Annotated in this window: 22 protein-coding genes and 2 tRNA genes; 4 read left to right on the top strand and 20 right to left on the bottom strand. The window is 53.4% G+C overall.

Going from position 1 to position 24,732, the window contains the following annotated elements; all coding sequences use genetic code 11:
* Positions 1-35: 35 nt before the first annotated feature.
* Positions 36-1,139, bottom strand: a complete 1,104-nt coding sequence (locus ACO5GU_RS04080; protein WP_484930245.1) for a transketolase family protein — start codon at positions 1,137-1,139, stop codon at positions 36-38.
* Positions 1,133-2,872, bottom strand: coding sequence for a UTRA domain-containing protein (locus ACO5GU_RS04075; RefSeq protein WP_484930244.1), 1,740 nt, complete (start codon positions 2,870-2,872; stop codon positions 1,133-1,135). Before ACO5GU_RS04075 ends, ACO5GU_RS04080 begins: the two co-directional genes overlap by 7 nt.
* Before the next feature lie 197 nt (positions 2,873-3,069).
* Here ACO5GU_RS04075 and ACO5GU_RS04070 point away from each other — a divergent pair, with 197 nt between their 5' ends.
* Together ACO5GU_RS04070 and ACO5GU_RS04065 are read left to right on the top strand one after the other, a co-directional pair.
* Positions 3,070-3,354, top strand: coding sequence for a hypothetical protein (locus ACO5GU_RS04070; protein WP_035433061.1), 285 nt, complete (start codon positions 3,070-3,072; stop codon positions 3,352-3,354).
* 80 nt (positions 3,355-3,434) lie between these two features.
* A complete protein-coding gene (locus tag ACO5GU_RS04065; RefSeq protein ID WP_156095561.1) occupies positions 3,435-3,611 on the top strand; it encodes a hypothetical protein in 177 nt (58 codons plus the stop codon).
* 264 nt (positions 3,612-3,875) lie between these two features.
* Here ACO5GU_RS04065 and ACO5GU_RS04060 read toward each other — a convergent pair.
* The 6 genes from ACO5GU_RS04060 to mfd all read right to left on the bottom strand — a co-directional run bounded on the left by ACO5GU_RS04060 (position 3,876) and on the right by mfd (position 11,700).
* A tRNA-Leu gene (locus ACO5GU_RS04060) sits at positions 3,876-3,960 on the bottom strand.
* A gap of 29 nt (positions 3,961-3,989) precedes the next feature.
* Complete coding sequence (locus tag ACO5GU_RS04055; RefSeq protein ID WP_484930243.1) at positions 3,990-5,033, bottom strand: Ppx/GppA phosphatase family protein; 1,044 nt, start codon at positions 5,031-5,033, stop codon at positions 3,990-3,992.
* The gene (locus ACO5GU_RS04050) at positions 5,033-6,022 is read right to left on the bottom strand and encodes an FtsB family cell division protein (RefSeq protein ID WP_484930242.1); all 990 of its coding nucleotides are present in this window, start codon (positions 6,020-6,022) and stop codon (positions 5,033-5,035) included. Before ACO5GU_RS04050 ends, ACO5GU_RS04055 begins: the two co-directional genes overlap by 1 nt.
* A gap of 190 nt (positions 6,023-6,212) precedes the next feature.
* Entirely contained in the window at positions 6,213-7,148 is a 936-nt protein-coding gene (mazG, locus tag ACO5GU_RS04045) for a nucleoside triphosphate pyrophosphohydrolase (RefSeq protein WP_484930241.1), read from the bottom strand.
* A 5-nt stretch (positions 7,149-7,153) separates the two neighbouring features.
* Positions 7,154-8,254, bottom strand: a complete 1,101-nt coding sequence (locus tag ACO5GU_RS04040) for a Gfo/Idh/MocA family protein (RefSeq protein WP_484930240.1) — start codon at positions 8,252-8,254, stop codon at positions 7,154-7,156.
* A gap of 2 nt (positions 8,255-8,256) precedes the next feature.
* Positions 8,257-11,700, bottom strand: coding sequence for a transcription-repair coupling factor (gene mfd / locus ACO5GU_RS04035; protein ID WP_484930239.1), 3,444 nt, complete (start codon positions 11,698-11,700; stop codon positions 8,257-8,259).
* Between the two features lie 264 nt (positions 11,701-11,964).
* Here mfd and nth point away from each other — a divergent pair, with 264 nt between their 5' ends.
* Complete coding sequence (gene nth, locus ACO5GU_RS04030; RefSeq protein WP_484815313.1) at positions 11,965-12,636, top strand: endonuclease III; 672 nt, start codon at positions 11,965-11,967, stop codon at positions 12,634-12,636.
* A gap of 542 nt (positions 12,637-13,178) precedes the next feature.
* On the opposite strand, the gene rbr is transcribed toward nth, so the two are convergent.
* The 10 genes from rbr to rpmE form a co-directional block, all read right to left on the bottom strand.
* On the bottom strand, positions 13,179-13,724 hold the full coding sequence (rbr, locus tag ACO5GU_RS04025; protein WP_484918146.1) for a rubrerythrin: 546 nt from the start codon (positions 13,722-13,724) through the stop codon (positions 13,179-13,181).
* Between the two features lie 177 nt (positions 13,725-13,901).
* Complete coding sequence (locus ACO5GU_RS04020; protein WP_484930277.1) at positions 13,902-14,864, bottom strand: HhH-GPD family protein; 963 nt, start codon at positions 14,862-14,864, stop codon at positions 13,902-13,904.
* A gap of 19 nt (positions 14,865-14,883) precedes the next feature.
* Complete coding sequence (locus ACO5GU_RS04015; RefSeq protein WP_484890361.1) at positions 14,884-15,480, bottom strand: RrF2 family transcriptional regulator; 597 nt, start codon at positions 15,478-15,480, stop codon at positions 14,884-14,886.
* Between the two features lie 152 nt (positions 15,481-15,632).
* A complete protein-coding gene (locus ACO5GU_RS04010) occupies positions 15,633-16,391 on the bottom strand; it encodes an HAD family hydrolase (RefSeq protein WP_484930238.1) in 759 nt (252 codons plus the stop codon).
* A gap of 192 nt (positions 16,392-16,583) precedes the next feature.
* Positions 16,584-16,660 (bottom strand) — tRNA-Asp (locus tag ACO5GU_RS04005).
* Positions 16,661-16,824: 164 nt separating this feature from the next.
* On the bottom strand, positions 16,825-17,496 hold the full coding sequence (locus ACO5GU_RS04000; RefSeq protein ID WP_484930237.1) for a hypothetical protein: 672 nt from the start codon (positions 17,494-17,496) through the stop codon (positions 16,825-16,827).
* 2 nt (positions 17,497-17,498) lie between these two features.
* The gene (gene recR, locus ACO5GU_RS03995; RefSeq protein ID WP_484816595.1) at positions 17,499-18,110 is read right to left on the bottom strand and encodes a recombination mediator RecR; all 612 of its coding nucleotides are present in this window, start codon (positions 18,108-18,110) and stop codon (positions 17,499-17,501) included.
* A 3-nt stretch (positions 18,111-18,113) separates the two neighbouring features.
* Positions 18,114-18,452, bottom strand: coding sequence for a YbaB/EbfC family nucleoid-associated protein (locus ACO5GU_RS03990; RefSeq protein ID WP_012808212.1), 339 nt, complete (start codon positions 18,450-18,452; stop codon positions 18,114-18,116).
* 95 nt (positions 18,453-18,547) lie between these two features.
* Complete coding sequence (gene dnaX / locus ACO5GU_RS03985; RefSeq protein ID WP_484930236.1) at positions 18,548-20,884, bottom strand: DNA polymerase III subunit gamma/tau; 2,337 nt, start codon at positions 20,882-20,884, stop codon at positions 18,548-18,550.
* Between the two features lie 133 nt (positions 20,885-21,017).
* On the bottom strand, positions 21,018-21,413 hold the full coding sequence (gene rpmE, locus ACO5GU_RS03980; protein WP_484816597.1) for a 50S ribosomal protein L31: 396 nt from the start codon (positions 21,411-21,413) through the stop codon (positions 21,018-21,020).
* Between the two features lie 243 nt (positions 21,414-21,656).
* On the opposite strand from rpmE, the gene ACO5GU_RS03975 reads away from it, so the two are divergent.
* Positions 21,657-22,439 (top strand): type III pantothenate kinase, encoded by a 783-nt coding sequence (locus tag ACO5GU_RS03975; protein WP_484930235.1) that lies wholly within the window; start codon positions 21,657-21,659, stop codon positions 22,437-22,439.
* A gap of 86 nt (positions 22,440-22,525) precedes the next feature.
* Here the strand turns inward: ACO5GU_RS03975 and ACO5GU_RS03970 are convergent, their stop codons facing one another.
* On the bottom strand, positions 22,526-23,254 hold the full coding sequence (locus tag ACO5GU_RS03970; RefSeq protein ID WP_484930234.1) for a hypothetical protein: 729 nt from the start codon (positions 23,252-23,254) through the stop codon (positions 22,526-22,528).
* Positions 23,245-24,717, bottom strand: coding sequence for a dihydropteroate synthase (gene folP / locus ACO5GU_RS03965; protein ID WP_484930233.1), 1,473 nt, complete (start codon positions 24,715-24,717; stop codon positions 23,245-23,247). Before folP ends, ACO5GU_RS03970 begins: the two co-directional genes overlap by 10 nt.
* Between the last annotated feature and the right edge of the window lie 15 nt (positions 24,718-24,732).

The following is a 24,732-nucleotide window of genomic DNA, read 5'->3' as shown; positions in this document are numbered from 1 at the left end:
TGCTCCCTTGGGTTTTTGTTTTATTGGACCTCTATTTAACAGTTGGCGAGAAGGACCTCTTGCAGACTCTCAACCGACAGTCCAGCACGCGCAAGAATGTTGTGGTGAACGTCCGCCTCCAGGTACCTATCGGGCATGCCTACACGAATTACCTGCGGACATGCACCTGATGCACTGAGCTGCTCGACAACTGCACTGCCAAACCCACCCAAAACACTGTGCTCCTCGACAGTAATAATCACGTCAGAGTTCTGACAGATTTTCGTCAGAGAGGCGTCAAGTGGCTTTATGCTCGATACGCCATAGACCTCGATGTTCGTCTGGTTGGCGATCCCATCTGCAATCACCTGCTCTGCAGCTCGCTGAGCTGCCTCAACGACTCGACTGGTTATTGCGCCCGTTGCAAGTACGGTTATGCGCTTCGGAAGAGGAGCGGATACGGTTCCGACGGCTGTGACTTCAGTAGCTGCAGCTTCGGCGACCGCCACGCCGTCTACGCTTGCCGTGTCCGCCGCGCAAGCCGACTCAAAGAGTTTCTCGACACCAGACGCATCAAAAACGTAACCATCTAGATGTAGATTGACGCCATCGCACGAGGTCATACGCACGTAAGCTGGTCGTGGATGCTTTGCAAGCTCCATAAGCGTTGCGGCAAGCTGGGCGTTATCAACCGGATTGAACACGGATAGTCCCGGGATGGTCCTGGTAACCGCAATATCTTCCACAGCCATGTGAGAGGGTCCTGTAGCTGCGGATTCGCAACCAGCGGCAACACCTACCAGCACCACGGGCGACTTCATCATGCCAAGGTTGACGCGAATCTGGTCGAGCGTTCGTGAGGTCACAAACGTGGCATAGCACGGTGCAAAAACGTGAAAGCCTTCATTTGCGCAGGCAGACGCCACTTCAATAAGGTTCTGCTCTGCAATTCCACACTGGATGTAGCCGTCTGGTCTAAGCTCACGGAACCGGTCCAAGTTCAAACGACGACCATAGTCGGAAACAGCAACGGCTAACAACTCGTCATCTTCAGCAAGCTTACCCATTACCCAACCAAATACCTCTTTTGTATTCATACCTGCAAGCATCTGCGACTCTTCAGCCGAAATGCACGCTGACTGCAAAGATGTATCTAGCATGAGCATGCCTCCTCTGCGACTTTCAGATCAGACAATGCCTGCTCATAGAGGCCGTCCGTCACGCACGCGTCGTGGAACGAGACGTTATTCTCGGCAAATGAAAGTCCCTTGCCTTTGATGGTGTGTGCAATAATCGCACGAGGCCTGGAAGTTTGCTGCTTTAGTGCGTCGTACAACGCGAGCACATCATGGCCATCTACCTCGACGGACTCAAAGCCAAACGCATCAAACTTTCTTGCAATTGACCCGGTGTCCAAAATGGACGCGCAAGGGCCATCCAGCTGCATGCGGTTCTGGTCAACAATGACCGTCACGTTGGAGAGCTGGTTGTGGCCGATAAACGCGGCGCTCTCCCAAATGGAGCCCTCGTCGCACTCGCCGTCGCCCAAAATACAAAAAACGCGAGAAGGAAGATCTTTTCGGCGAAGACTCAGCCCCAGGCCAGCGGCGTAGCCCAAGCCCATTCCAAGGCTGCCACCAGAGATTTCAAAGCCACGCTGAGGGTCTCGCAGTGGATGCTTAAAAAGGACGGCATCAGGTCCAAAGACTCCGCGGTCAATATCCTCTTGAGAGATCATTCCTGCACGTAGAAGAGCCGGAAACAGCGCCAGCGATGTGTGAGCCTTAGAGAGAATCAAGCGGTCTCTGAGTTCCCACTCGCAATCCCTGTGGCCTACCTGCATAACCTTACTTAAAAGCACAGAGACTATATCTGCCACAGAACACGCGCCGCCGATGTGAAATGGCGTTGAGCTGTAACGATGTGCCAACTCGATAATGCCTCGACGCACTGCAAGCGCCTCATGACGCAAATCAAGTTCAAGCTGTTTGCGCTGATCAGAGTCTATTTCTGCAGAAGTCAGCGATGTACCCACGTGCTCTGACTGACGAACAGAAGAGATGTCCAGAGGACCAATAGAGCCATCTACCTGCTCAGATACGCCAACAACACTCTGATGCGGGGCAAGCCAAGTCTGGCTCCACTCAATGCAGTTGCCGTCGGATAGCTCAATTACCTGCTCAAGTACAAGCAAAGCCTCATTTGGAGAACACTGAAGGTAATCGGCATGGTCTTTGCCTGCAATTTGCGACTGATAGCGCATACGAGAGCGTGCAATCTCTTTTTGAGAAGTTCTTTCAACAGCATCAAAGAGCGACTCATTCTCAAAGTCCGCTTCTTCAAGCTGTGGACAAACAAGCAGGTTAGACCATGACTCCTGGCACACTACAGGCCGATCAGAAACACTCCTAACACGACGCAAAAAGAGTACGTCAGAGCCAATGGGAATCTCCAGATGCTCGGCAACGGCTTGATCTGCAGGAACTACCTGCTTGAACAGGACTTCGGTTCGATACTCAAAGCCACCATCTCTGAGCGCGGCTGCAAATGAAAGTACGGTATTTCCCGCCGCATGACGAACGGTGTTAGAGATAACCTGTGTTGCTCGACCCTTTTGAGTGAGCAGCAAACCCTCTTTGACCAGGGATTGAATAGCTTTTCTGATGGTTCCTCTACTCACGCCGTACTGCGCCATAAATTCGGCCTCAGACGGAATGTACGTTCCCGCCTTCCAGTCTTCTGACAGAATTTTGACGCGCATCAAATCTGACAACTGAACATGAAGAGGTGTGGCGGACGACGAATTGAGTCCTCCTCTGACCTGGGGAGAAAATGACTCAGTAGCCGCATCTTCAGAAACTAAAACCGGAAAAACTCCTGTCTCAAATGACATAGGTCCTCCGAAGTGAGTTAGAAATTAGTCATACATACGTTAGGTACAAGACAAGTAGTATACAAGTTTCTGAAAGAGAACAGAATAGGTATGGAAATAACTTTTGCTGATCTCTCTTGCAGAATATAATTACTTAGATGAGGACACTTACTTGGATCGATAACAAATCACTATTACTACAGTAAAAGAGGTTTCTTGTGGTAATCGATTACGAAATGCTCTGCGACTCGCTTGATATCTCTTTAGATTCTTTAATGAGGGGTAGCAACTCTTATGCACGTGAGCATATAAAACTGCTTAAGAAGTATGGTAAGACTCTTGATGCTAAGAAAAATATAGCCATTTTGATGGGTCTCCCAAACGATGAACAAATTGCGATAATTCGCCGTAGAAAACTTTACAAGTCCTGTCCTGATTATTTCACTTGGAATGGTCCTACTGAAAAAGCCGAAAAAGAACTTACTCCATTGTTAGAAAAATAAAAGCTTACCTTTTGACCACATTAGATTGAATCTATAATAAGAAGAATCCTAAAAACACTAGTTTAGCTGGAGATTGGATAATGACTCAATTACCTGATAGACCGTTTCTTAAGTCATTATTTGATAAATATGGTCCAGAGTATGTTAGGGAACACTATTTTGACGATAATGGCGTAAAAGATTCAGCTCCTGAAGAACTAAAGGCTGAATTCAAAGATGTTGAATTCAGACGTTATCCAGAAAATGGTTGCCTTTAATTACATAAGGTAAGAACCAATTAGCAACTACTAACCCCGCTACAAGCGGGGTTTTCTTTTGGCAATTAATCGCGGAAAGCAATTTATTAGTGCCGAAAAAATAAATAATTGAACTGAATGTTGTCCCATTTTGTCCCATGAGTCAACTGATGAGCTAAGTTTTACCAGGTCAAGAGCTATGCGCTCTTCACGCTCAAAAACGCCTAATACTTAAATATTTTCTGAAAAACCGCAGCTAAAACGCTATTTATTCTGCAACAAAAGTGGTAGGGGCGGCGGGACTCGAACCCGCAAGACCGAAGTCGAGGGATTTTAAGTCCCCTGCGTCTGCCAATTCCGCCACGCCCCCGGATATGTCTAGCTATTATGCCACTACTTTTAATTCAGCGGGCGCAAAATTGGCTTCCAAATCACAGGCGACTGCTTTCCCTGGTAAACGGCAGAAGCAGTTATCACCAGGCCAAAGAGCAGGTCACTCTCACTTACTACCAGGTGTTTAAAGCCCGAATTCTTCATCAATTCTGCAAGCAAAATAGTGCCCGCGAGCATGACAGGCGCACGTTTTGCCTGAAGTCCCGTTATGTCTTCTCGCTCCTTTAACGTTTTGCTAGCGAGAAGCCCCTCTATCTGCAACATCTCGTCAAGCGAGATGTGGTTGAGGTGCACCTTTGACGGGTCATACGGGTCAAGATGGTCCCTGATGGCAATGAGGCTGGTTGCGGTTCCTCCAACACCAACCAGAAGCTCTGGCGCCGCACACTGCTGTTGAGCTCGTCCGATAGCCTCAGACATCATCTGAGCTGCCATTTGGTGAGCCCCGTCAATGTCTTCAGCTGATGGGTGATCCGAAGACAGATTAAAGCGCTCGGTCAGACGTCTGCAGCCAAGGTCAACGGACTCGACAAAGTTGATGTCGAGCTGCTGGCCTGCGCGCTGATCCGTAGACTGACCTGCGCCCTGACCTGCGCCCTGAGCCGCAGACTGCCCCACCAGCGTACCAACAACCAGCTCAGTTGAGCCACCGCCGCTGTCGGCAACAAGAATGCGATGATTTTCAAAATCGTGAGAGACACCCAAAAAAGTGAGTGCGCCTTCAATCTCACCTGGAATAATCATAGGCTCAAGTCCCAGCGATGCTAGGCCCATTCCCAGGTCAGGAGCATTTTCTGCATCGCGAGCGGCACTTGTGAGCGTGCACACAACTGCCTCAGCGCCCTCTTTTCTCGCGTGATCAACATAGGAAGAAACACATCCAACGCAACGGTGAATTGCCTCAGGTAGCAGGCGCTTTGTCGTATCAACACCCTCGCCCAAATTGACAATCTCGGTGTATTTGGCCATGCGAATGACGCGACCGTCCTCTACCTGCGCAAGCGCAAGTCGAGCAGTTACGGTTCCAATATCAATTGCAGCTAGAAGCATTATTGTGAGTTCCCACTATCAGACTTTGAATTGTCGGCTCCGGACCCCTCAGAAGATCCACCTTCTCCAGAGTTCTTCTGCTCGTGAGACTCTCCAGGAGCTGGTGCAGATGTAGAATCGTCAGAGTTTGCGCTCTTAGGAGCCTCAGTATTGCCGGAATCGCCTGGTGTAAATCCAAAAACAAAGTCCCCAACCTTGATGTACCACGGATAGTCAGGATGCTGAACGGTATTCTCGTCCTTCTTTTTATCAAGGCCCTCTACTCGCGCAGATTCCTCGTCGCCAGAAACCAAGCCCTGCTTATGAGCCTCGTCTATGATGCCCTCTTTTGTCTGCAGACCCTGAACCTCGGACTCAAGTCGTTTTTGATCTTCCTCGAGCTTCTGCTGATTTAGCAGCAACTCGTCATGCTCGCGAACAGCGTGGTAGTAGCCACGAATTGGTGGATACAATCCCACAAGCAGGAAGATTACAACGCCGAGAAAAACGACAAGCTTGGTGTGGTTGCGCGCAAAATCAAGTGCGTTGTCCTTAAGCTCTACCAGAGAAGCTACGCTGAACTGCGGTTTATTGGTTCTTTCAGACTTCTGACCGCGCTCGGAACTCTGTCCGCGCTCAGGCCTCTGTCCGTGCTCGGACCTCTGGGCACGGTCTGACCTCTGAGTCCTGTCGATTCTCTTAACTTGAACGGTTCTTTTAGACTTGATGTCCTTGGAATTCTTCTGGGAAGATACTTGTTTTGATGGCGCCGTGCCCTCTGACGACGCTGTATCTTTTGGAGCCGCCACAGCTTTCTTTGCCGCGGCCGACTTCTGATCAGGTTGAGATTTCTCAGTTACCTGGGGTTTCTCGGTTTTTTTAGTTGAAAATATTTTGAGAGCACCAGAGGCATGCTCCGCGGTAGTCTCTTTAAGAGGCTCAACGGAACGCTTGGTGGGCGTTGTTTTTCTTTTTGTACCACTCTTTTTAGTGGTGTCTTGACTCATCACGGATCTCATTTCTGGTTTGTTTGGTGATGCGTCGCAACAAATTGCAACATCTTTATTATGGCAGAGGCAGCGCCGATAGCCCTGCCTCAGTTTGGAATTTCATCGATTCACCGAATAGAGTCGTCGCTCTACGGCAAGTCGTAAGCTTTGCGGTACGTCGCATGTCTTCACTGCAATCTGTGCAGCTTGCTTACGCGCCAAGATGACGTTTTGCCTCTTGCCACAAATCTTCTTGTAGCTCGGGTTTCTCGTCAAGTGAGAAGCCTCTCTCGGCAGCAGCTTTCTCCATGTACGACCAGCGAGCGCGGAACTTCCTGCAGGCGCTCATCAGCGCCTCTTCCGCATCAACGCCTTCCCAGCGAGCAACGTTTATCAGCGCAAACAAGATATCGCCAAATTCGTCCGTTTTCTGCTGCGTACCTGGAGCTTCGGCGTCAAACTCCGCGCGTTCCTCGGCAACCTTGTCCCACACGTCAGCGACAGACGCCCACTCAAAGCCCATCTTTGCGGCGCGTTTTGAGATCTTCTGGGCCTGCATAAGCGCAGGTAAAGACTGTGGAACCGAGTCGAGAAGACCCTCGGTGTGCACGGTATCTTCCGCACTGGCGCGCTCCTCAGCTTTGACGCTCTCCCACACGTCCAAGACAGCCGCAGCCGACGACGTTGAGCCAGCTTCTGGCCCAAATACGTGCGGATGCCTGCGTACCAGTTTCTGATTGAGCGCTCGGCAGACATCGTCGATGTCGAAGCCCGCCGCACGGTTGCACGCGTCAGCCATACCCGCTGCACAATCGCGTGCGCCACTGCCCGCACTGGCACCGCTGTCCGCCTCAATCTGCGAGTGAAGAACTACCTGTTCAAGCACATCGCCAAGCTCTTCCTCAAGATGCTCGGGAGAGCCCTCAGCAATAGCCTCGACTGCCTCGTAGGCCTCCTCAATCATGTTCTTCGAGATGGACTGATGCGTCTGTTCCTTATCCCAAGGACAGCCATCCTCCTGACGAAGCCGCCAGATAGTTCTGATCAGGCGGTCAAACTCCGGGTGTGTCTGCGGTGCTCCAAGACGAGCCTTTGTTTCTTCATCGACTGCGGCAGCTAGCTGGGCGATCTTCTCGTCAGATGTCATGTAATTTATTGCTCCTCAGGGTACAGGAAATTCCAGTCGTTACGCAGGCCGGTCATGAGTTCCATAACGTCCTTTGAGACCTCAAGCTGCGCCTGAGCAGAAGCGTCTCCTGCAACAGCGGACTCCAGATCTGCCAGTACGTACGCCAGAGCGTCAGCCGTGCGTCCTACCTGGACTTTCTCCTGTTTGCCGTCGTCAGTCCACGTAATTGTGGCAACGTCTGCGCGTGGGTACTCCATAATCTCGATGAAGGCTTTATCAGCGGAAATCATAGCGCGTTTTGGCTGCTTGGAATGAAGTGTCAACGCCAGAACAACCATCTGACCCTCGGCGTTTCTGAGCAAAATGCCGTCCGTCTGATCAACGCCGGTAGGGGCCGGATTCATCATGGAGAGCACGTCATGAGGCTGGCTCTTCAAGAAAAGACGCGCTAGTGTCAGCGAATAGACGCCAATGTCCAGAAGCGCGCCGCCCGCAAGCTTAGGATTGAAGAAGCGATTCTCCATGTCAAACTCTTTGTAGCTGCCAAAATTCTCCTGAATCAGGTTGACTGGACCAAACTCGCCAGCCTCCACGCGGCTAACCAGCTCTTTGTAGAGCGGCATGTGCAAAATGGTGCAGGCGTCCATGAGCTGAACACCGTTTTGACGAGCAAGTTCTTCGGCCTCAAGCAGCTCAGCCGAGTTGAGCGTAATGGACTTCTCGCACAGCACATGCTTGCCCGCCTGAAGTGCTTTGCGCAGGTAGATGATGTGCGTGTTGTGAGGTGTGGTCAGATACACCGCGTCAATCTCGTCGCTGGCGAGAAGATCGTCGATGCTGTCATACACGCGCTTGACGTGGTGTTTTTGTGCAAACGCGACGGCCTTCTCCTGCGTCCTGTTGGCTACGCCGTCAATGGTTCTGCCAACCGAAGCCAGCGCCTCTGCCATCTGATTTGCAATGACTCCGCAGCCAATAACGCCCCACCTGAGGTGCGGTGCGGTAAAGATCGTGTCCACGGCGCTTGCGGCATCCTGCGCGGCGCACGCGACGTTCTGTGCGGCGCTCGTGGTCCCCGCAGCGCTCGCGGCGTTCTGCGACGTCTGACCTGCTGTTTGGCTCATATTTACTCCTCAATCTCGTCGTCGCCACCAAGCTCTTCAAGAACTCCCAGGGCGGCGGGCATCAGCTGCTCTTCATTTCTATGGAACGGATACGCCAGTTTATGCGTCTTTGGATACACGATAGCACCGCGACCCTTCAACTTGAGGGCTTGTTCGCGAGGAATTTCTACACCCAGATATACCAAGCGTCCATTTGTCAGACTCACTGACGTTGCACCCAGACGCTGCGCGCGGATGCGCACGCGGGCACGGTCAAACAAGTTCTTGCCTGCAAGCGGCAGGGCACCAAAGCTATTCTCGGTATCTTGCTGCAGGGCATCCACATCGGAAAGCTCTGTAGCTGCGGCAAGACGACGGTACACCAGAACGCGACGGTCAACCTCTGGCAGATAATCCTCATCAAGATAGAAATCTGCAGGTAGATTGATGGTTACCTCAGCCTGCTCCAACTCAGCGGACTCACCGCGAGCCTCCGCAACCGCCTCGCCCAGCATCTGCGTAAAGAGGTCAAAGCCAACACTAGAAAGGTTTCCGTGCTGCTCAGCACCCATAAGAGAGCCCGCGCCTCTAATCTCCAGGTCGCGCATGGCAATGCGCATGCCGCTACCCAGATCCTGGAACTCGTTGATTGCGGTTAGACGCTCGGTTGCCTCTTCCGTCAGCGGCAATTCCGCCGGGAACATAAAGTACGCGTACGCCTGCTGCCTACCACGACCAACACGGCCTTTGAGCTGGTACAGCTGAGCCAGTCCCAAGCGCTGTGAGTCCTCGATAATCAGCGTGTTAGTGTGCGAGTTGTCAATGCCGGACTCAATAATGGTGGTGGCCACCAACACGTCAATCTCGTGCTCCTGGAAGGCAAGCATGACGTTTTCTACCTCGCGAGCGCTCATCTGGCCGTGAGCCACACCCACGCGAGCCTCCGGCGCAGCTTCCTCCACGCGAGCCACCGCCTCATCAATAGTGGTCACGCGGTTGGACACGTAGTACACCTGTCCTTCTCGCTCCAGCTCACTTCTAATAGCTGCGGAAACAAGATCCGGGTTGTACTCGCCCACCATTACCTGAACAGGCTTTCTGCCAGGCGGTGGCGTCAGAATCAAGCTCATGTCACGAACGCCGCTCATGGCCATCTGCATGGTGCGCGGAATTGGCGTTGCCGAGAGTGTCAGCACGTCTACCTGCTCACGCATGTTTTTGAGCTGCTCTTTGTGCTGCACGCCAAAGCGCTGCTCTTCGTCGATGATAACCAAGCCTAAGTCGTGTGGATTGACGTCAGCTGAGAGCAACCTATGAGTTCCTACCAGCACATCTACGGTTCCGTCTGCAAATCCCTCAAGCGCTTTTCTCTGCTGAGCAGGCGTAACAAAACGCGAAAGCACGCTCACCTTCAAATCAAACGGAGCAAATCGCGAGAAAAACGTCTCGTAGTGCTGCTGAGCCAAGATGGTAGTTGGACACAAAATCATAACCTGACGAGCATCTTGGCACGCCTTAAATGCAGCTCTCAGCGCCACCTCTGTCTTGCCAAAGCCCACATCGCCGCAAAGCAAGCGGTCCATTGGCTTACGCGCTTCCATGTCCAGTTTAATGTCTGCAACAGCGCTTTCTTGGTCTGGTGTCAGCTGATACGGGAAGCTGGACTCCATCTCTTCCTGAGCAGGAGTATCCAGTGAGAACGCATAACCCGGCACTGAAGCGCGACGTGTATAGAGATCTACCAGGTCAAATGCCAGTTTCTTGGCAGACTTTCTTGCCTTGTTAGTGGCGCGCGACCAATCTGCCGTGTTAAGCCTGGTCAGGCGTGGATTATTGCCGTCAGGTCCTACATAGCGCGTAATGCGGTCAACCTGCTCCAGGGGCACATAGAGTTTATCGTCATTGGCGTACTCAAGCAGGAAGTAATCACGTTCTCTACCTGCAACTTCTTGACGCACAATAGCGGTAAAGTGCGCAATACCGTGCGTTGCGTGGACAACATAGTCGCCCGGCTTAAACGGGAACGTCACCGTTGTGGGGTCAATACGTTTGGAACGTTTCTTGTTGCGTGCGCTCCTGGCCGTCAAGTCCGAGACAGAAAGCACTGCTAGATTAGCTGTAGGGATAATGATTCCGGCGGGAACAGGTGCGTCGGTAAACGTGACGCGACCACGCTTGAGTGGCGCGTAAGCACCGTTTTTATCAGGCTCGTTTTCAAGCGCCGTGCCCAGCGACTCCTCAAACGGAATGGACTCATCCGAGAAAAGCAGCTTGAGGTGCTCCCGAGCGGCACGATCGGGCACAGCAAATACCACGGCATCGCGGTCTTGCACCAACTGCCTTACGCGACCCAAAAGCTTTGTGTCTGAACCCGCAATAGACGGCTGCACCACAGAGAGCTCCGACGTTACCGCAGCTCCCGTACGTAGAAGCGACGAGAAGGACAAGCGCTGCTGCGAGCCAAAGTCCATGGCCTTGGGATCTGTATACAGACCATCTAGTTTCACTTTTGATGCCGCTGCGGATGCAGAAATTTCGTCAAAGGCGCGCTGGCAGTCGTCAAATAGCGAGCGTGGCTCCGCAAGGACTACCAGCGTCTTTGAAGAGATGTGCTCAAGCGGACTGGCAGTACCTCCGTACAACACAGGAAGATAGCGCTCAAGTGCAGGAGCCTGAGCTCCGCGCTGAATAAGCTCCAGGTCAGCAGCGAGTGCAGAGTTTTCTTGCGCGCGCGTATAGAGCGCTTCTTCTGCGCGGCGAATGGTTTCTTTGGTAAATGCAAGCTCTCTAGCTGGGGCAACGGTTACCTCATCAATGGCACCGATAGTCTGTCCAGTTGCTGCCACCATGCGCCTGATGCGGTCAATCTCGTCTCCGAAGAACTCAATGCGTACAGGACTTGTAGCTTGAGCTGGGAAGATATCAACTGTATCACCGTGAATGTGGAAGGTGCCTGGCGCGTCTACCTCGCCCGTGTCGGCGTATCCCATGCCCACGAGCAGCGAAGCTACGTCCTCAAAGGGAACGTCGTCGCCAACGGTGAACGTTGCAGGAAGAAAATAGCCCGAACCAACAGGGGGAACTCTGCGCATCAGCGCGTGGGCGCTTGCAACTACAATGACCTTCTCGCCAGCGGAAAGCTTGGCGATAGCGCGACACCTGGCGCCAATGAGGGCGTCGTCTGGCGTGGTATCCGACCAGGGGCGATCCTTGCGGTTGGGATAGCGCAGCACGGCGTCGTTGCCCAGCCATGCCGCGAGCGAGCGCGCCGTGCGGTCCGCGGCGTCCTCTCCCGCAACGACCAGCAGGCACGGACGGGGATTCTGCGCCCAGAGCGCAGCCAGCATCAGCGGACGAGCGCTTTGCGAGAGGGACAGCGTGGCGTCTGATCCGCGCGAAAGCTCTCGTTTCAGCTTCTCTAGCTCGGGTGCGCTCAGTAGTTGAGCTGCAACTCTATTGATAAACACACAGTCTCCCGCCATGCCGCTAAACCCACATGCAAACGCATGCGGGTTACACCAAACCTTGCTGGACGCTGTCGCGTCCGGCGCACGACGTCCGGCGCGCGACGTCCGGCGCACTTGCCAGCGACGTCCGGCGCGCAGGCGCAGGTTTGATAACTTTTCAATTGGGCTGTTATTGTAGTCGTTATGCAGCTATTTTGCTATTCTCGCCCCACGTGATAACGTAACTACATACTGGGTACACATAGAAGGAATTGAGGAGAGGTTATGCCCAGAGAATCAAAGAAAGTCAAGGTAGAACGCGGTATTGAGCTGTGCCGACGCATGCACGAGCTCTATCCAAGCGTCCAGAGCGCGCTGGATTACCACGACGCGTTTACCCTGCTCATCAGCGTTATGCTTTCGGCACAGACTACTGACGCCGCCGTAAATAAAGTTACGCCCGAGCTGTTCCGCCGCTGGCCAGACGCCCCATCCATGGCGGCCGCCAATGCCGTCGAGGTCGGAGAGGTCATCCAGACCATCGGCTTCTGGCGCGCAAAAGCCAAGCATTGCGTGGAAACCGCCCAGATTCTGCTGACGGAATACGGCGGAGAAGTCCCTGGCACCATGGAAGACCTGGTCAAGCTCCCGGGCGTCGGTCGAAAGACTGCAAACATCGTGCTCAACAAGATGTTTAACGTGGTCGACGGCATCGCGGTAGACACGCACGTGTACAGGATCTCCAAGCGCATGCGCCTGAGTTCGGCTTCCACGCCGCTGGCTGCCGAGAAGGACCTGCTCGCGCTTCTCCCCCACGAACTCTGGAAAGACGTCAACGAAGAGTGGATTCACTTTGGGCGAGAAACCTGCACCGCTCGCAACCCCAAGTGCGTCGGCTGTCCCATGAGCGACATCTGCCCTTCCTACGAGCAGCCCAATCGCTGGTTCAAGGGATAAGCACGGGTGCGAGTGCGAGCGGGTGCACGGGCGCGAAGCGCCGCTGCGAGTGCACGGGGTTTCTCGGCAGACGGGCTTTTCTCGGTTAGCGCACCATGCGAGCCTGAAAAGTGCATGAAGTCTGAGTAAATTTACTCAGACATGACGAGAAAAACCGGCAAATAGCTCAGATATGGTGAACTTTTCCGGCAAATCATTCAGACATGGCGAGAAAATCAGGCTCCATGAAAGATCGAACTCGGACGCGCTTCAAAGTCTGCCTGAAAAGTGCAAAGAATCTGTATTTGAGCCACCGATTCTTTGACAAAATCAGGCAAATCCACAGATTCTTTGATGTTTTTAGGCAAATGTTACAGATTCTTTGCAGAAATCAGGCGCGACCCGAGCGCACGGCGCGCCTGGCGAGAAACCCGTCTCGCCGCAACATCCACGCACAAAAATACCCGCCAGCAAGCCGATGACCTGCTGGCGGGTACATTTTTAACGCAGTAGAAGGCTGAGCTGCAACTCCGCACGGTCGCGCAGCTCAGAGCACCTACAACTTAGTAGTTGAGGGACTGCTCCTCGAAGTATGCCTGTGGGTGACCGCAGACTGGGCAAACCTTTGGTGCAGATGCGCCAACGTGCAGGTGACCGCACTTGAGGCACTTCCAAACCTTGACACCCTCGCGCTCAAAGACCTCACCGGACTCAACGCGCTCAAGAAGCTTCTGATAGCGCTCCTCGTGAGTCTTCTCGATGTTGCCGACAAGACGGAACTTAGCAGCGATCTCTGCGAAGCCCTCCTCCTCAGCTACCTTAGCGAAGTCAGCGTACATGGTAGTCCACTCGTAGTTCTCGCCAGCTGCTGCGTCCTTGAGGTTCTCTGCAGTCTCTGGAATCTTGCCGCCATGGAGATACTTGAACCAAAGCTTAGCGTGAACTTTCTCGTTGCCAGAAGTCTCGGTGAAAATGTTGGAAATCTGCTGATAACCATCTTTTGCAGCCTGGGTAGCATAGTAGCTGTACTTGTTGGTAGCCTGGGACTCACCAGCAAAAGCTGCCTCGAGGTTCTTCTTTGTCTGAGAATTCTCAAACTCTACTGCCATTTTTTCTCCTCTCCCGCGTTAACGAGTGGCACGTCAACGCATGTCAAAGCGCTTGTGAGCGCGATGTTAAGCGCCTGGGTAGCGCCGTGTTACCTGTGGTGAACAAATGCAAATGATAATCATTAGCATTTATGTTCATATACTGACCCCTTCGTCAGCACTATGAATTATAACCATTTAGGGTAGCCAGTATTCATCATTTTTCTGACAAAAGCCTTCCTTCGCAAGTTCTTCAAGTAAGCCAAGGGTAACCTGCTCATCAAGGGTTTCTCGCCCCGCATTGACCTCAATCTGGCAGAGCTCCTGGTGAAGCGTCTCGAACACCGCTCCACCCTCGTCTTTATGGGCGAGAAGAACACGCAAGAGCTCAGCTCGCTTCTGCCGATGTGATCCCTCAAAGCGCGACTGCTTGACGTGGCTTTTTGACCTTCGCGAAGGGTTGGGAATGGTTTTCTTCAGGTACGCACCATAGTCGAGAAGGGCGTAGTACCAGCTACGCGGTATGAGCTCCGCCGTAGCGTCGTTCGCGGTGCCGTCGGCATCCGCGACGTTCGCAGCGCTATCAGTGTCCGCGGCGTTCACGGCGTCTGCAACACTCGCAGGACACGTTAGCTCTACCAGCGGGACAAGCTCGGAGTCTGGCACACCCTCTGCCTGCGGATACAGCTCGTGCAGGAAGACCGTGCGCACGTTAGTCTCCAGGTAAACACCGTGCAGATTAAACGCAAACGCACGAATACCCGCTGCAGTAGCCGGACCAATGCCTGGAAGCTTTACCAGCTCCTTTGGATCTTGTGGAAAGACTCCGCCGGCCTCAGAAATTGCCTGAGCAGCTCGATGCACGGACAAAGCGCGGCGGTTGTAGCCCAGCCCTTGCCATTCTTCAAGCACGTCCGAAGGCGCTGCGGCTGCCAGTGCGTCAACCGTTGGAAATCGCTCCAGCCACCTCTGCCAGCGGCCATCTACGCGGCTGACCTGCGTCTGCTGAAGCATAACCTCAGAAATCCAGATAGCATACGGGTCATACGTACGACGCCAAGGTAAATCACGATACAACTCGCGACCTTTCTTGGCTACGAATTCGACAAATGCACGCAGTTCCGGAGTGAGTTCTGATGCAGGTTCCACTTCGCCACTCATTTTTGTATGTGAGATTTTCTTATCGACCAATATTGAACTCGTAAGGCTTTTTCTCAGCAGAAATAACCTCACCATCAAGCAGGTTATCAAAGGTGCCGGCAGTAATCTCAGCCTCAATAGCTGCAGTGGCATTCTGGATAATCTGCTCGTTACGCTGGGCATTCTCATTCTTTACCAGCTGGAACTCGCCCACCATCTCTGGCATAAGACCCTCTACAACAACTTGATGCAGAGTCACGGACGCAAAGAAATTGCGCAAGGTTTTCTCGGCACTGCACCAAAGGGGTCCAAAATAGCACGAATTACGGCGAGGGCATGGCTCGTTATTAGGACCTGCCCACTCACAGCTAGAAATAAAAACAGGTCCCTGAACTGCCTCGACAATATCAAGAACGCTTACTTCAGTAGGATCAATGGCCAGCATCATGCCACCGTGAGCGCCGCGCGTGCTAACAATCACGCCCGCGATGACCAGGTCATGCTGGATTGAGCGAGCAAAAGAGTATGGAATATCGTTTTCTTCTGCGGCGTCGCGAACAGAAAGAAGCTTCTTTGGGCTTCTCACCAGCGAAGAAAGCATGCGAATTGCATAGTCAGTTTTGCGCGAAATTTCCATTGGTTCTCCAAGTACCCCTCGTGCGTCTGCTTGAGGGACTGCTTTTCTCACTTATCTGGCTTGTGACCAGGTCGGCTGTTGTTACAAGTTGGTTCTTGCTATCGGTTCAGGTGCTGCTCTTAGTTCAGATACTGCTCTTAGTTCAGTCGTTGCTACCAGTTCAAAATTTTCCAGCCGCACTTGTTTGCAAGTCTGGCAAGCGTTGGACCAGGGCAAACAGCACACGGCGTTTGAGCTGCCGACAAAAGCGTTGCGTCCGAGTAGTGATCGCCATACGCGTACGCAATCTCCCAGTTGCCCTCGCCAAAGCGCTGGTTGCACCACTCAGTTGCCGAGACCAACTTTTGAGCACCCTCAATCACGGGGCCGTCAACCTTGCTCGTGTAGTGTCCGTCGGCTCCCACCTGCATCTTTGTGGCGAGAAACGCGTCCACTCCCAACTTCTGGGCGGCCAATTCCGCGATAGGTTCAAACGTTGCTGAAACCAACAACACGCAGCAACCCTCTGCCTGCCGACGGCGCACCTCTTCCAGCGCCTGAGGGCGATACATCGCCTCAATTACCTCGCGATGAAAATCGTGCATGACGGCATTTGCAAACTCAACGCTATACTGCGTAAGCGCACCGACAACCAGCTCACGAGCCTCTTCCTGCCTTTGAGGAAGGTGCAGCTTGTAGCGGGTTCCCCACCACAAAAGCTTCAACGTACGAGAAATTGAAGACAAGTGACGGCGGAGCAAATACGCAGAGAACAAGAGTCCTGACTGTCCAGAAATGACGGTTCCGTCAAAATCAAAAACAGCAATTTTCTTGATTGAATCTAAAGTGTGTTCTGTGTTAGCAGATTCTGCGGATATGGAATTTGCACTATCGCGTTGCGACAGCGCATCCAAAGTATTCTGATTCCGCACAATCCACCTCACTTTACCTCTGCATTTAAATGTTTCTTCAGCAGAAGCACTTAGATACATTCTGATGTAAAGATAGCACACAATGCTTCATTTTCTGACTTGGTTTCAATAAATTAAAGATGTAATTTAAATCTTTTATGCTGGACTTTTTTACTAATGAAAAAGCCCTCCGAAGAGGGCTTGAACATGCAATGGCGGGATATGCGGGGCTCGAACCCGCGACCTCCGACGTGACAGGCCGGCGCTCTAACCAGCTGAGCTAATACCCCGGACGCCTTGTTGCGAATTGAAATAATACAGGGAACTTTTATTCTTGTCTAGCGTTATTTCCAACGAATTTGAAAATTTTCTTGAAAATAACCACTTGGCGAGAATATCCGCAGCTCAGAAACATGAACGCCCACTGGAAATCCACAATTTCTTCGCGTTGCTTTTACTGAAGAGCAACGCTGGTGGTGTTTCCTGTGGAATCGGTCACCTTAAGTGTAGTTCCGTCAAGCGTAGCTGCAGTGATGGTTCCGTTTCCGCCAACAGCCTTGCCGTCCTTATCGGCAATAAGGGTTGGAAGTGAGCCGTCTACCAGAGCACATGCCACAACATCCCAGCCAGAATCGCGATTCTCTGGAACCAAAATGGTGTCGTTAAAAAGAATCAGACTGGTAGGAGTTCCCTCAACCTCAAACAGAACGCTCTTAGTTCCCGAGTCACTGGTGCGAACAACAGCAGTTTTGCCGTCGCTTTGCTTCTCCAGAGAGTACTTCATACCGTGGAAGGTAACTGAGCCGTCAACTGCCTGCTCATCCTGCTGCTTCTCGTCGGCATAGGCTGACTGGGCCTGCTTTGGCTGCTGGCTTGCAGATTCACTCTTAGTGCTTGTAGCGCAACGAACAATAAAGAACAGAGCAGTAAGCGCAACAATAGCTGCGACCACCAAGATGATGACCGATTTTCTATTTGGAGGTTCTGGCGTGTTATCGGCCTGTCGTGGGCTCTGAGGAATTTGTGCACCTTGACCAGCACGAAGCGTTGAAATGTTCTTCAGATCAACCGATGAAGCCTCAGGGGTCTTCTCGCCAGATGAACTTGTTCTCATGTGGTTTGCCATGCTTAAACCTCCCGACGCGCTTCAATTGCACGTCCCAATGTTACCTCATCTGCGTACTCAAGATCTCCGCCCACAGGAAGTCCGCTTGCCAGTCGGGTAACCGTCACACCGAGCGGATTAATAGTTCTGGAGAGGTACGTTGCGGTTGTCTCTCCCTCAACGTCCGGATTAGTTGCCAGGACAACCTCAGTTACAGTGCCGTCGGCCAGGCGGGACAGCAGCTCACGCACGTGAAGCTGCTCGGGGCCAATCTTGTCCATGGGCGAGATAACGCCGCCCAGAACGTGGTAGAGGCCGTGGAATGCGCCGGTGCGCTCAATTGCTGAGACATCCTTAGGCTCGGAGACCACGCAGATTTTGCTGCGATCTCTGGAAGAGTCCAGACAGATGTCGCATTCGTCGCGCGTTGCATAGTTGAAGCAGATAGGGCAAAAATGCACCTGCTGCTTAAGTTCCAAGATAGCCTGCGCCAAACGGCGAGCCTCCTCGGAATCAACCTCTAGAAGATGGTAGGCAATGCGCTGAGCCGACTTTGGACCAATGCCTGGTAGGCGGCCTAGTTCGTCAAGCAAGCGCTGCAGCGCACGACCATCGTTTGTGGTATCAAACGCCATGGATTAGAACAGTCCTGGGATATTCAGTCCGCCGGTTACTGCGCTCATCTGGGCAGATGCCTGAGACTCTGCGGACTCAAGAGCATCGTTTACAGCTGCCAGAATCATGTCCTGGAGCATCTCAATGTCCTCAGGATCAATTGCCTCAGGATCAATGGTAATGTTGGTCAGACGCAGGTCGCCGGATGCGGTTACCTTAACAGCTCCGCCACCAGCGCTTGCAGTTGCCTGCATAAGAGAAGCCTTCTGCTGAGCCTCCAGCAGCTGCTCCTGCATTTTACGAGCCTGAGCCATCATCTGATTGCGGTTCATGCCGCCCATGTTAAATCCACCACGTGCCATATGTTCTCCTATCGTCGTATCTATTTTAGACAAGTTGCGCTTTTTGCGCTGGCGCATGAGGCGCCATGCACCAAAGTGTCATATCGCGAGAAGTACTAGTTGCTTGCAGGATCTGCGGGAGTTTCGGCATCCGAAGGGATGCCTGCGTCCGAAAGAACGCCTGCGTCCGACTTCTTCTCTACCGACAAAGAAACCGCAGGTCCAAACACCTTCTCAAGCATATCCGCCACGCTGTTAAGCTCTGGTGGAAGTGCTGAACGAGCAGCGATGTCCTCTGGTGAAGCTGGCGCTGGAGCTGGAGCCGGTGCTGGAATTGGCTCGGGCTCAGGTGCTGGCGCAGGTTGCGGCGCGGGTGCTGCAACAGGTGTAGGCGTAGGTGCAACTGGAGCCGCGGGTGCGGGCGTAGGCGCGACTGGAGCTGGAGCGACATCTTCAGCGGAATCGTCCAAAACCGCAGCTACATCGTCATCACTGTAAGGTACCTGATCGTAGTCGAGAGTCTCAGTAGACGCACTGCCAGATGCAGGCTCATCCCAAGGCATCGGATATGACGCCTCTGACGCTGGTGCAACGGGAGCTGCAGGTGCTGGTGCAGGCGCAGGTATCTGAGCGGGAACAGCGACAGGAGCAGGCTGCGCAACTGGCTCAGGAGCTGGTGCGACGGGTGCAGCAGGAGCCACTGGAATTGCAGGCGTAGGTGCAGGAGCTGGAGCCGGCACCTGAGCTGCACGTTTTTCTCGAGAGATTGCCGTTGCAGCAAGGCTCGACTCAACATATTTGATGCGGCGTGGGCCCATGACCTGGGCAACGCACTCTTTTACAAACTCGGAAACTGCCGGCGCACTGAGCATCCTCATGGCAAACGATGATCCCTTGGGCAGCGTAACTACCAGCTCAGAGCCATCGTCCGACTCAAGCGTTGAGCTGACCAGCAGTGCTGCATGAGCAGCGTTCTTGGAGGCACAAACCTTGCCGACTTCTTTCCACTGTCTGACGAGAAGTGCGTCTGATTGGTCAACTTCTTTTGGCGCAGGCGCAGGCGCAGGTTGTGGCGCAGGCGCTGGTTGCGGAGCTGGCGCAGCTGCGGGTGCTGGTGCAGGAGCCGGAGCTGGAGCTGGCGCTGGGGTTGCAACTGGAGCGGGAGCCGCCTGTGGTGTGGGTGCCGGAGCCGCCGCTGGTGCGGGAGCCGGTGTGGGAGCCGGTGCAGCAATCGGAGCTGACTGCGGTACCGGTACAGGCTCGGGAGCTGCGGGTTTCTCGACAGTTGGAGCCGCAACAACACCGTTTGCAAGCTGCTGCTCAAGAACTGCTAGCCTGTCGGCCAGTGCTTCCAATGAAAGCTCCGTGTTAGGACGCGCCAGCTTGGTAAACGCAACCTCTAGAACAAGTCGCTGGTTCACGGCAGTGCGCATCTGATTTGCGGCGTCACCCAGAACAGTCAGGACTCTGGAGAGCCTATCAACCGACCCAAAGGCCTGAGCTTCTTTAGTAAGCTGCTCGGTCGAAGCGGTGGAATTTGCCAGCGCTGGAGAATCAACGCCCACAGCTGCGGCAATGTAGAGATCCCTTACGTGGACGGCAAGCTCACGCGTGAACTGCAGCAGATCCTTGCCGCCCTCAAACAGCGTATTTACCGTGGTAAAGAGCGAAGAAATGTCGCGCTGAGCCAGAGCCATCGCAGCATTGTTAATAAGAGAACCGGACGACTGACCCAAAACGTCTCGAACCGTCTGCTCAGAAATGACGCCGCCGCCATAAACGGAAAGCTGCTCAAGAGAAGACAAAGCGTCACGCATGCCGCCGCGCGCATGGCGAACAATAAGGTCAATAGCTGCGTCTTCGTAGGTAAAGCCCTCGTTTTTGCAGACGTTGACCAGGTGTTCTGCCATCTCGTCAGCGGCAATGGAGCGGAAGTCAAAGCGCTGCACGCGGGACAGAATAGTTGCAAGAATTTTCTGAGGATCGGTGGTACACATGATAAATGTCACGTGTGAAGGAGGCTCCTCCAACGTCTTGAGCAGGGCATTAAACGCCGCCGAGGTAAGCATGTGCACCTCGTCGATAATATAAACCTTGCCCTTGCCACGCACGGGAGCGTAACTAGCGCGAGAAATAATCTCTTCTCGCACGTTATCAACGCCGGTGTTAGAGGCGGCGTCAATCTCAAAGACGTCTGGATGCTGACCAGCAGCAATCAACTGACAGTCCTCACAAGTGCCGTCGGGCAGGTGACCAGGAGCCTCGTGACAGAGGATGGCCTTTGCCAGCAAACGGGCCATAGTGGTCTTACCTGTGCCGCGAGGTCCGCAGAACAGGTATGCGTGGCTAAGCTTTTGCTCCAAGACCGCTCGCTCAAGGGTGCCAACCACGTGTTTCTGGCCAACTACCTGCTCAAACGTTTGCGGGCGATACTTTGTATACAGTGATTCCATTCGTCCTCCGACGGCAGATTTTTCACTCTCAAGTATACCCTCTGAGCTAAGAGGGTTTCTCGCCAAACAAAAACGGGGCAGCCGAAGCCACCCCGATTCTGTACTCTGCGGTCTTTGCGCGAGCAAATACCTGCTACTCTGCAGCCTCTTCGGTTGCAGGTGCCTCAGCCTCTGGCTCTGCAGCTGGTGCGTTCTTTGCGAACTCAGCAGCACGCTTTGCCTTCTCAGCAGCCTTAGCCTCAGCAGCAGCCTTACGAGCGGCCTCCTGCTCAGCAGCCTTAGCAGCCTTTGCCTCCTTGGCAGCCTTAGCAGCCTCGAGAGCAGCGTTTGCTGCGCCACCGAACTTGTCGGCGAAGCGCTGGACACGTCCACCAGTATCGACAAGCTTCTGCTGACCCGTATAGAATGGGTGGCACTTGTCGCAGAGGTCAAGACGCATCTCTGGAACAGTTGCGTGTGTGGTCCAGGTGTTTCCGCAGGTGCAACGAACGGTGCACTCTACGTACTCTGGATGAATACCTTGCTTCATGCAGGACTCCTTACATCGGCCCTGGTTTCCGACCAGAGCAGGGGTGTCTTTATGAGCACGTGCTCAATCAAGACAATAAGCTGAAAAAGTATAGCAGAACAACCCTTCTGTTGCCAGAAGTACTTGGCGAGAAATTCACATTTTGTTCAGACAATTCTTGTGTGCGACAACTTTTGAGAAGCCTTTGATGCGCTAAAATCCAATGCAACATACAAAACCGGTCTGCAGCTCTTCGGAGGCATAATGTTTTTATCGATTGATGTGGGTAATACGCAAACTGCCATTGGTTTATTTGACAGTGAAGGCACTATGGTGCGCGGCTGGAGGATGCCCACCGATCAAAACGACACCTCTGACATTCTGCACGGCCGCCTCTTCACATTCTTCCAGAAAGATGGACTGAGCATTGACGACGTTGAGGCTGGTGGACTTTCGTGCGTGGTTCCCGTTATCACACGTGCTTGGCAGCGCTGCTTTGAACTGCTGCTTAACAAGCCTCTGACCCGCATTAACGCGCTGTCCACGAATAAGATTCGCTTCAATATCCCCCACCCCGAGCTTGTGGGTGCTGATCGCGTAGCAAATTCTGTTGCCGCAACTGAGCGCTATGGTTATCCGGTCATTGTGGTTGATTTTGGTACCGCAACCAATTTGGACGTTGTCGATAAGGACGGCGTATTCCGCGGAGGCGCTATTTCACCAGGTATTATGATCTCTGCAAACGCTCTGTTTGCGCGCGCGGCCAAACTTTCTAGCATTCCTATTAAGGCTCCCGAAACTGTCTTGGGCAACACCACAGAAAGCGCTGTCCAGGCAGGTATTGTAGTGGGCGCAGCTGCTCAGGCAGAGGGCTTGGTTGCTAGGACACTCAAAGAGCCTGGTATTGAGGGTGCAACTGTTATTGCAACGGGTGGCCTGGCTAACACCGTTAGCGAAGCAACGGATGTCTTTGACGTGGTTGATCCACAGCTTACTATGCGTGGCATTTATCTGATCTGGAAGCAGTCTACCGAAGCTGCCAAGTAGTTACCGCCGCAGGTGCGCTTCAGCCGACAACTCGACAATCGGGCCCGCAGCTAAACCGGCATCTGGATCCGCTATTAAACCGGCAGTTAAACCGCTGGCACTACGGAAGCTTCTTCCTCACTCACAAGGATTTCTTTACCATCCTCATCAACAAGGATGGCATGACCCCACACATCAATACCGCCAAATCGAGCGGTCAGTGCAACGTTACCGCTGGGATACACCTTGTTAACCTGCTGTCCAAGCAACGGAACCATATCAAAGTAGTCACTCAAAATCAGCGCGATAGGTCCTGCAAAGCTTCGTGTGCGTTTAACCTGCTGTTCCCATGCGCTTACGCTCTGGACCACCAGCTCAGATACCTTTTTAGCGAGAAGTTCTGTGTTGTCTGCAACGTCAAACACTGGGCTCAACAACTTAGCGTCTGCGACAACGCTTACCACGGCAAACATACCCTCTTGATAACCAGCGGTAGCCTTAATTGAGGCAACTACCTGGTCTTTATAGCAGATATCGTAAGGCCAGCAAATGCCAAAACCCTCATCTGCTGCGCGCAAGAACTGACAAACTCCCAGTGCTACAACGTATGGAACTGCAGGTACATAGGGCATTGAAACCCCAAGGCGCACAACGGTTGCAACCTCAAAGGGTTTCTCGCCAGATGATGGACGCGCTGATGCCGATACGCAAGCCGATTCGGCGCAGTCGTCTTGGCCAGATGCAGCACATTCCTGCACGTCAGAGACACGAAATACAAACTCGCCCGTTCGTGCGCCGCCTCGCGCTAGCTCCAGAGCTTCTTGTGCTACTCCCACGTAATGGCTCCCAAGTCCTCGGTTACGTGACCAACGCGCTGGTCAGGAGGGGCAATCTCCACGCCGCCATGCGAGAAGAAGCGCACAGGATCGTGCATCAGGTCCTCCATAGGAACAAGCACGTAATCGCGCTCGCCCATACGTGGATGAGGCAGAGTAAGGTGTTTACCTGCGTGTTGTTCACCCTCAACCCATAGAAGGTCGCAATCAATCGTGCGAGGTCCATGGCCCTCCTCGCCCTTCTTGCGTGTACGGTTGAGAGCGTTCTCAACCTCAAGCAACTTATCCATCAGCACCAAAGGATGGAGCTCAGTTCTAATCTCGGCAACAGCATTTACCACGGGTGTAGCAATACCGTATGCAGGCTCAGTTTCGTAGGCGTGGCTGAGAGAAACAACGCAGGTCAGCGGGATCTCGTCGATGAGCTGCGTTGCGCGGGCCAGATAGCCCACGCGGTCGCCTACGTTGGAGCCAAGCGCCACAAATCCCTGACGAGGATCGCGCTCGGTCATAGCCCAGTAAGCGTTGATAGCCTGAGCGGTTCCCGCAACATCGTGAACGCGCAGGATACGGGCACCGTTAGTGATTGCGGCAATGCAAATTGCATGCGTAGCTGCGTCGCGCTGTGTAGCCTCGGCTACGCCAGAAACAGCGCCGACAAAGCGCTTTCTGGACACGGCGCAGAGCAGCGGATATCCCATAGAAACCATCGAGCGAGTAGCACGCTGAATAACAACGTCCTCGTCGGCAAACTTGTCAAAGCCTGGACCTGGGTCAATGCAGATGCGGTCCTTGGAAACGCCAGCACGCATAAGACCGCGAGCCTGGTCGCCCAAAAAGCCCATAATCTGACGCATAATAGGCGCCTCTTCAGGCAGGGTAAAACGACGCTGCGAGCTCAGCGTGCGTGTCTCGGCTCCTGTAGCTGCAGCCCGAGCAGCTGCGCTACCAGTAGGGCGAGAAGGGCGCATGTCATCCAGCTGCACCTGTTTGCGCTCAACACGAGCACCAAGGCCGTCCTTATTCCAGTGCATTACAATGCAGCCGCAGTCAGATTCTGCAGCTACAGCAACCATTTCTGGATCGGTGAAGCCGGAAACGTCATTGATGATTGATGCTCCAAGGCGGACGCACATCTTTGCTACCTCGGCGTGACGTGTGTCAATGGAGACAATTGCGCCGGCAGCTACCAGTGCGCGCACCACAGGTACTACGCGCTCAGCCTCTTCTGTGGGCAGAACAGGCGTGTGACCTGGTCGAGTAGACTCTCCCCCAACGTCAATGATATCAGCGCCCTCATCCAACATCTGCAATCCGCGAGCAATTGCAGCCTCTGGATCAAAGTTCTTTCCGCCATCAGAGAACGAGTCTGGAGTGACGTTGAGAACGCCCATGATTCTAGGACGCGCCAACGAGATAGTGTGAGTTCCACATTGCCAGGTGTTGTAGCTTTGACGAAGCATGAATCCTCCTTGCCA

Source organism: Lancefieldella sp. (genome assembly GCF_057237245.1).
This window is presented reverse-complemented; position numbering and strand designations above follow the sequence as displayed.

Excerpts from the sequence above, each read along its gene's own strand:
- ACO5GU_RS04080 (WP_484930245.1), bottom strand. The coding sequence starts at position 1,139 with ATGCTAGATACATCTTTGCAGTCAGCGTGCATTTCGGCTGAAGAGTCG.
- ACO5GU_RS04075 (WP_484930244.1), bottom strand. The coding sequence starts at position 2,872 with ATGTCATTTGAGACAGGAGTTTTTCCGGTTTTAGTTTCTGAAGATGCG.
- ACO5GU_RS04065 (WP_156095561.1), top strand. The coding sequence starts at position 3,435 with ATGACTCAATTACCTGATAGACCGTTTCTTAAGTCATTATTTGATAAA.
- ACO5GU_RS04055 (WP_484930243.1), bottom strand. The coding sequence starts at position 5,033 with ATGCTTCTAGCTGCAATTGATATTGGAACCGTAACTGCTCGACTTGCG.
- mazG (WP_484930241.1), bottom strand. The coding sequence starts at position 7,148 with ATGACATCTGACGAGAAGATCGCCCAGCTAGCTGCCGCAGTCGATGAA.
- ACO5GU_RS04040 (WP_484930240.1), bottom strand. The coding sequence starts at position 8,254 with ATGAGCCAAACAGCAGGTCAGACGTCGCAGAACGCCGCGAGCGCTGCG.
- nth (WP_484815313.1), top strand. The coding sequence starts at position 11,965 with ATGCCCAGAGAATCAAAGAAAGTCAAGGTAGAACGCGGTATTGAGCTG.
- rbr (WP_484918146.1), bottom strand. The coding sequence starts at position 13,724 with ATGGCAGTAGAGTTTGAGAATTCTCAGACAAAGAAGAACCTCGAGGCA.
- ACO5GU_RS04020 (WP_484930277.1), bottom strand. The coding sequence starts at position 14,864 with ATGAGTGGCGAAGTGGAACCTGCATCAGAACTCACTCCGGAACTGCGT.
- ACO5GU_RS04015 (WP_484890361.1), bottom strand. The coding sequence starts at position 15,480 with ATGGAAATTTCGCGCAAAACTGACTATGCAATTCGCATGCTTTCTTCG.
- ACO5GU_RS04000 (WP_484930237.1), bottom strand. The coding sequence starts at position 17,496 with ATGGCAAACCACATGAGAACAAGTTCATCTGGCGAGAAGACCCCTGAG.
- recR (WP_484816595.1), bottom strand. The coding sequence starts at position 18,110 with ATGGCGTTTGATACCACAAACGATGGTCGTGCGCTGCAGCGCTTGCTT.
- ACO5GU_RS03990 (WP_012808212.1), bottom strand. The coding sequence starts at position 18,452 with ATGGCACGTGGTGGATTTAACATGGGCGGCATGAACCGCAATCAGATG.
- dnaX (WP_484930236.1), bottom strand. The coding sequence starts at position 20,884 with ATGGAATCACTGTATACAAAGTATCGCCCGCAAACGTTTGAGCAGGTA.
- rpmE (WP_484816597.1), bottom strand. The coding sequence starts at position 21,413 with ATGAAGCAAGGTATTCATCCAGAGTACGTAGAGTGCACCGTTCGTTGC.
- ACO5GU_RS03975 (WP_484930235.1), top strand. The coding sequence starts at position 21,657 with ATGTTTTTATCGATTGATGTGGGTAATACGCAAACTGCCATTGGTTTA.
- folP (WP_484930233.1), bottom strand. The coding sequence starts at position 24,717 with ATGCTTCGTCAAAGCTACAACACCTGGCAATGTGGAACTCACACTATC.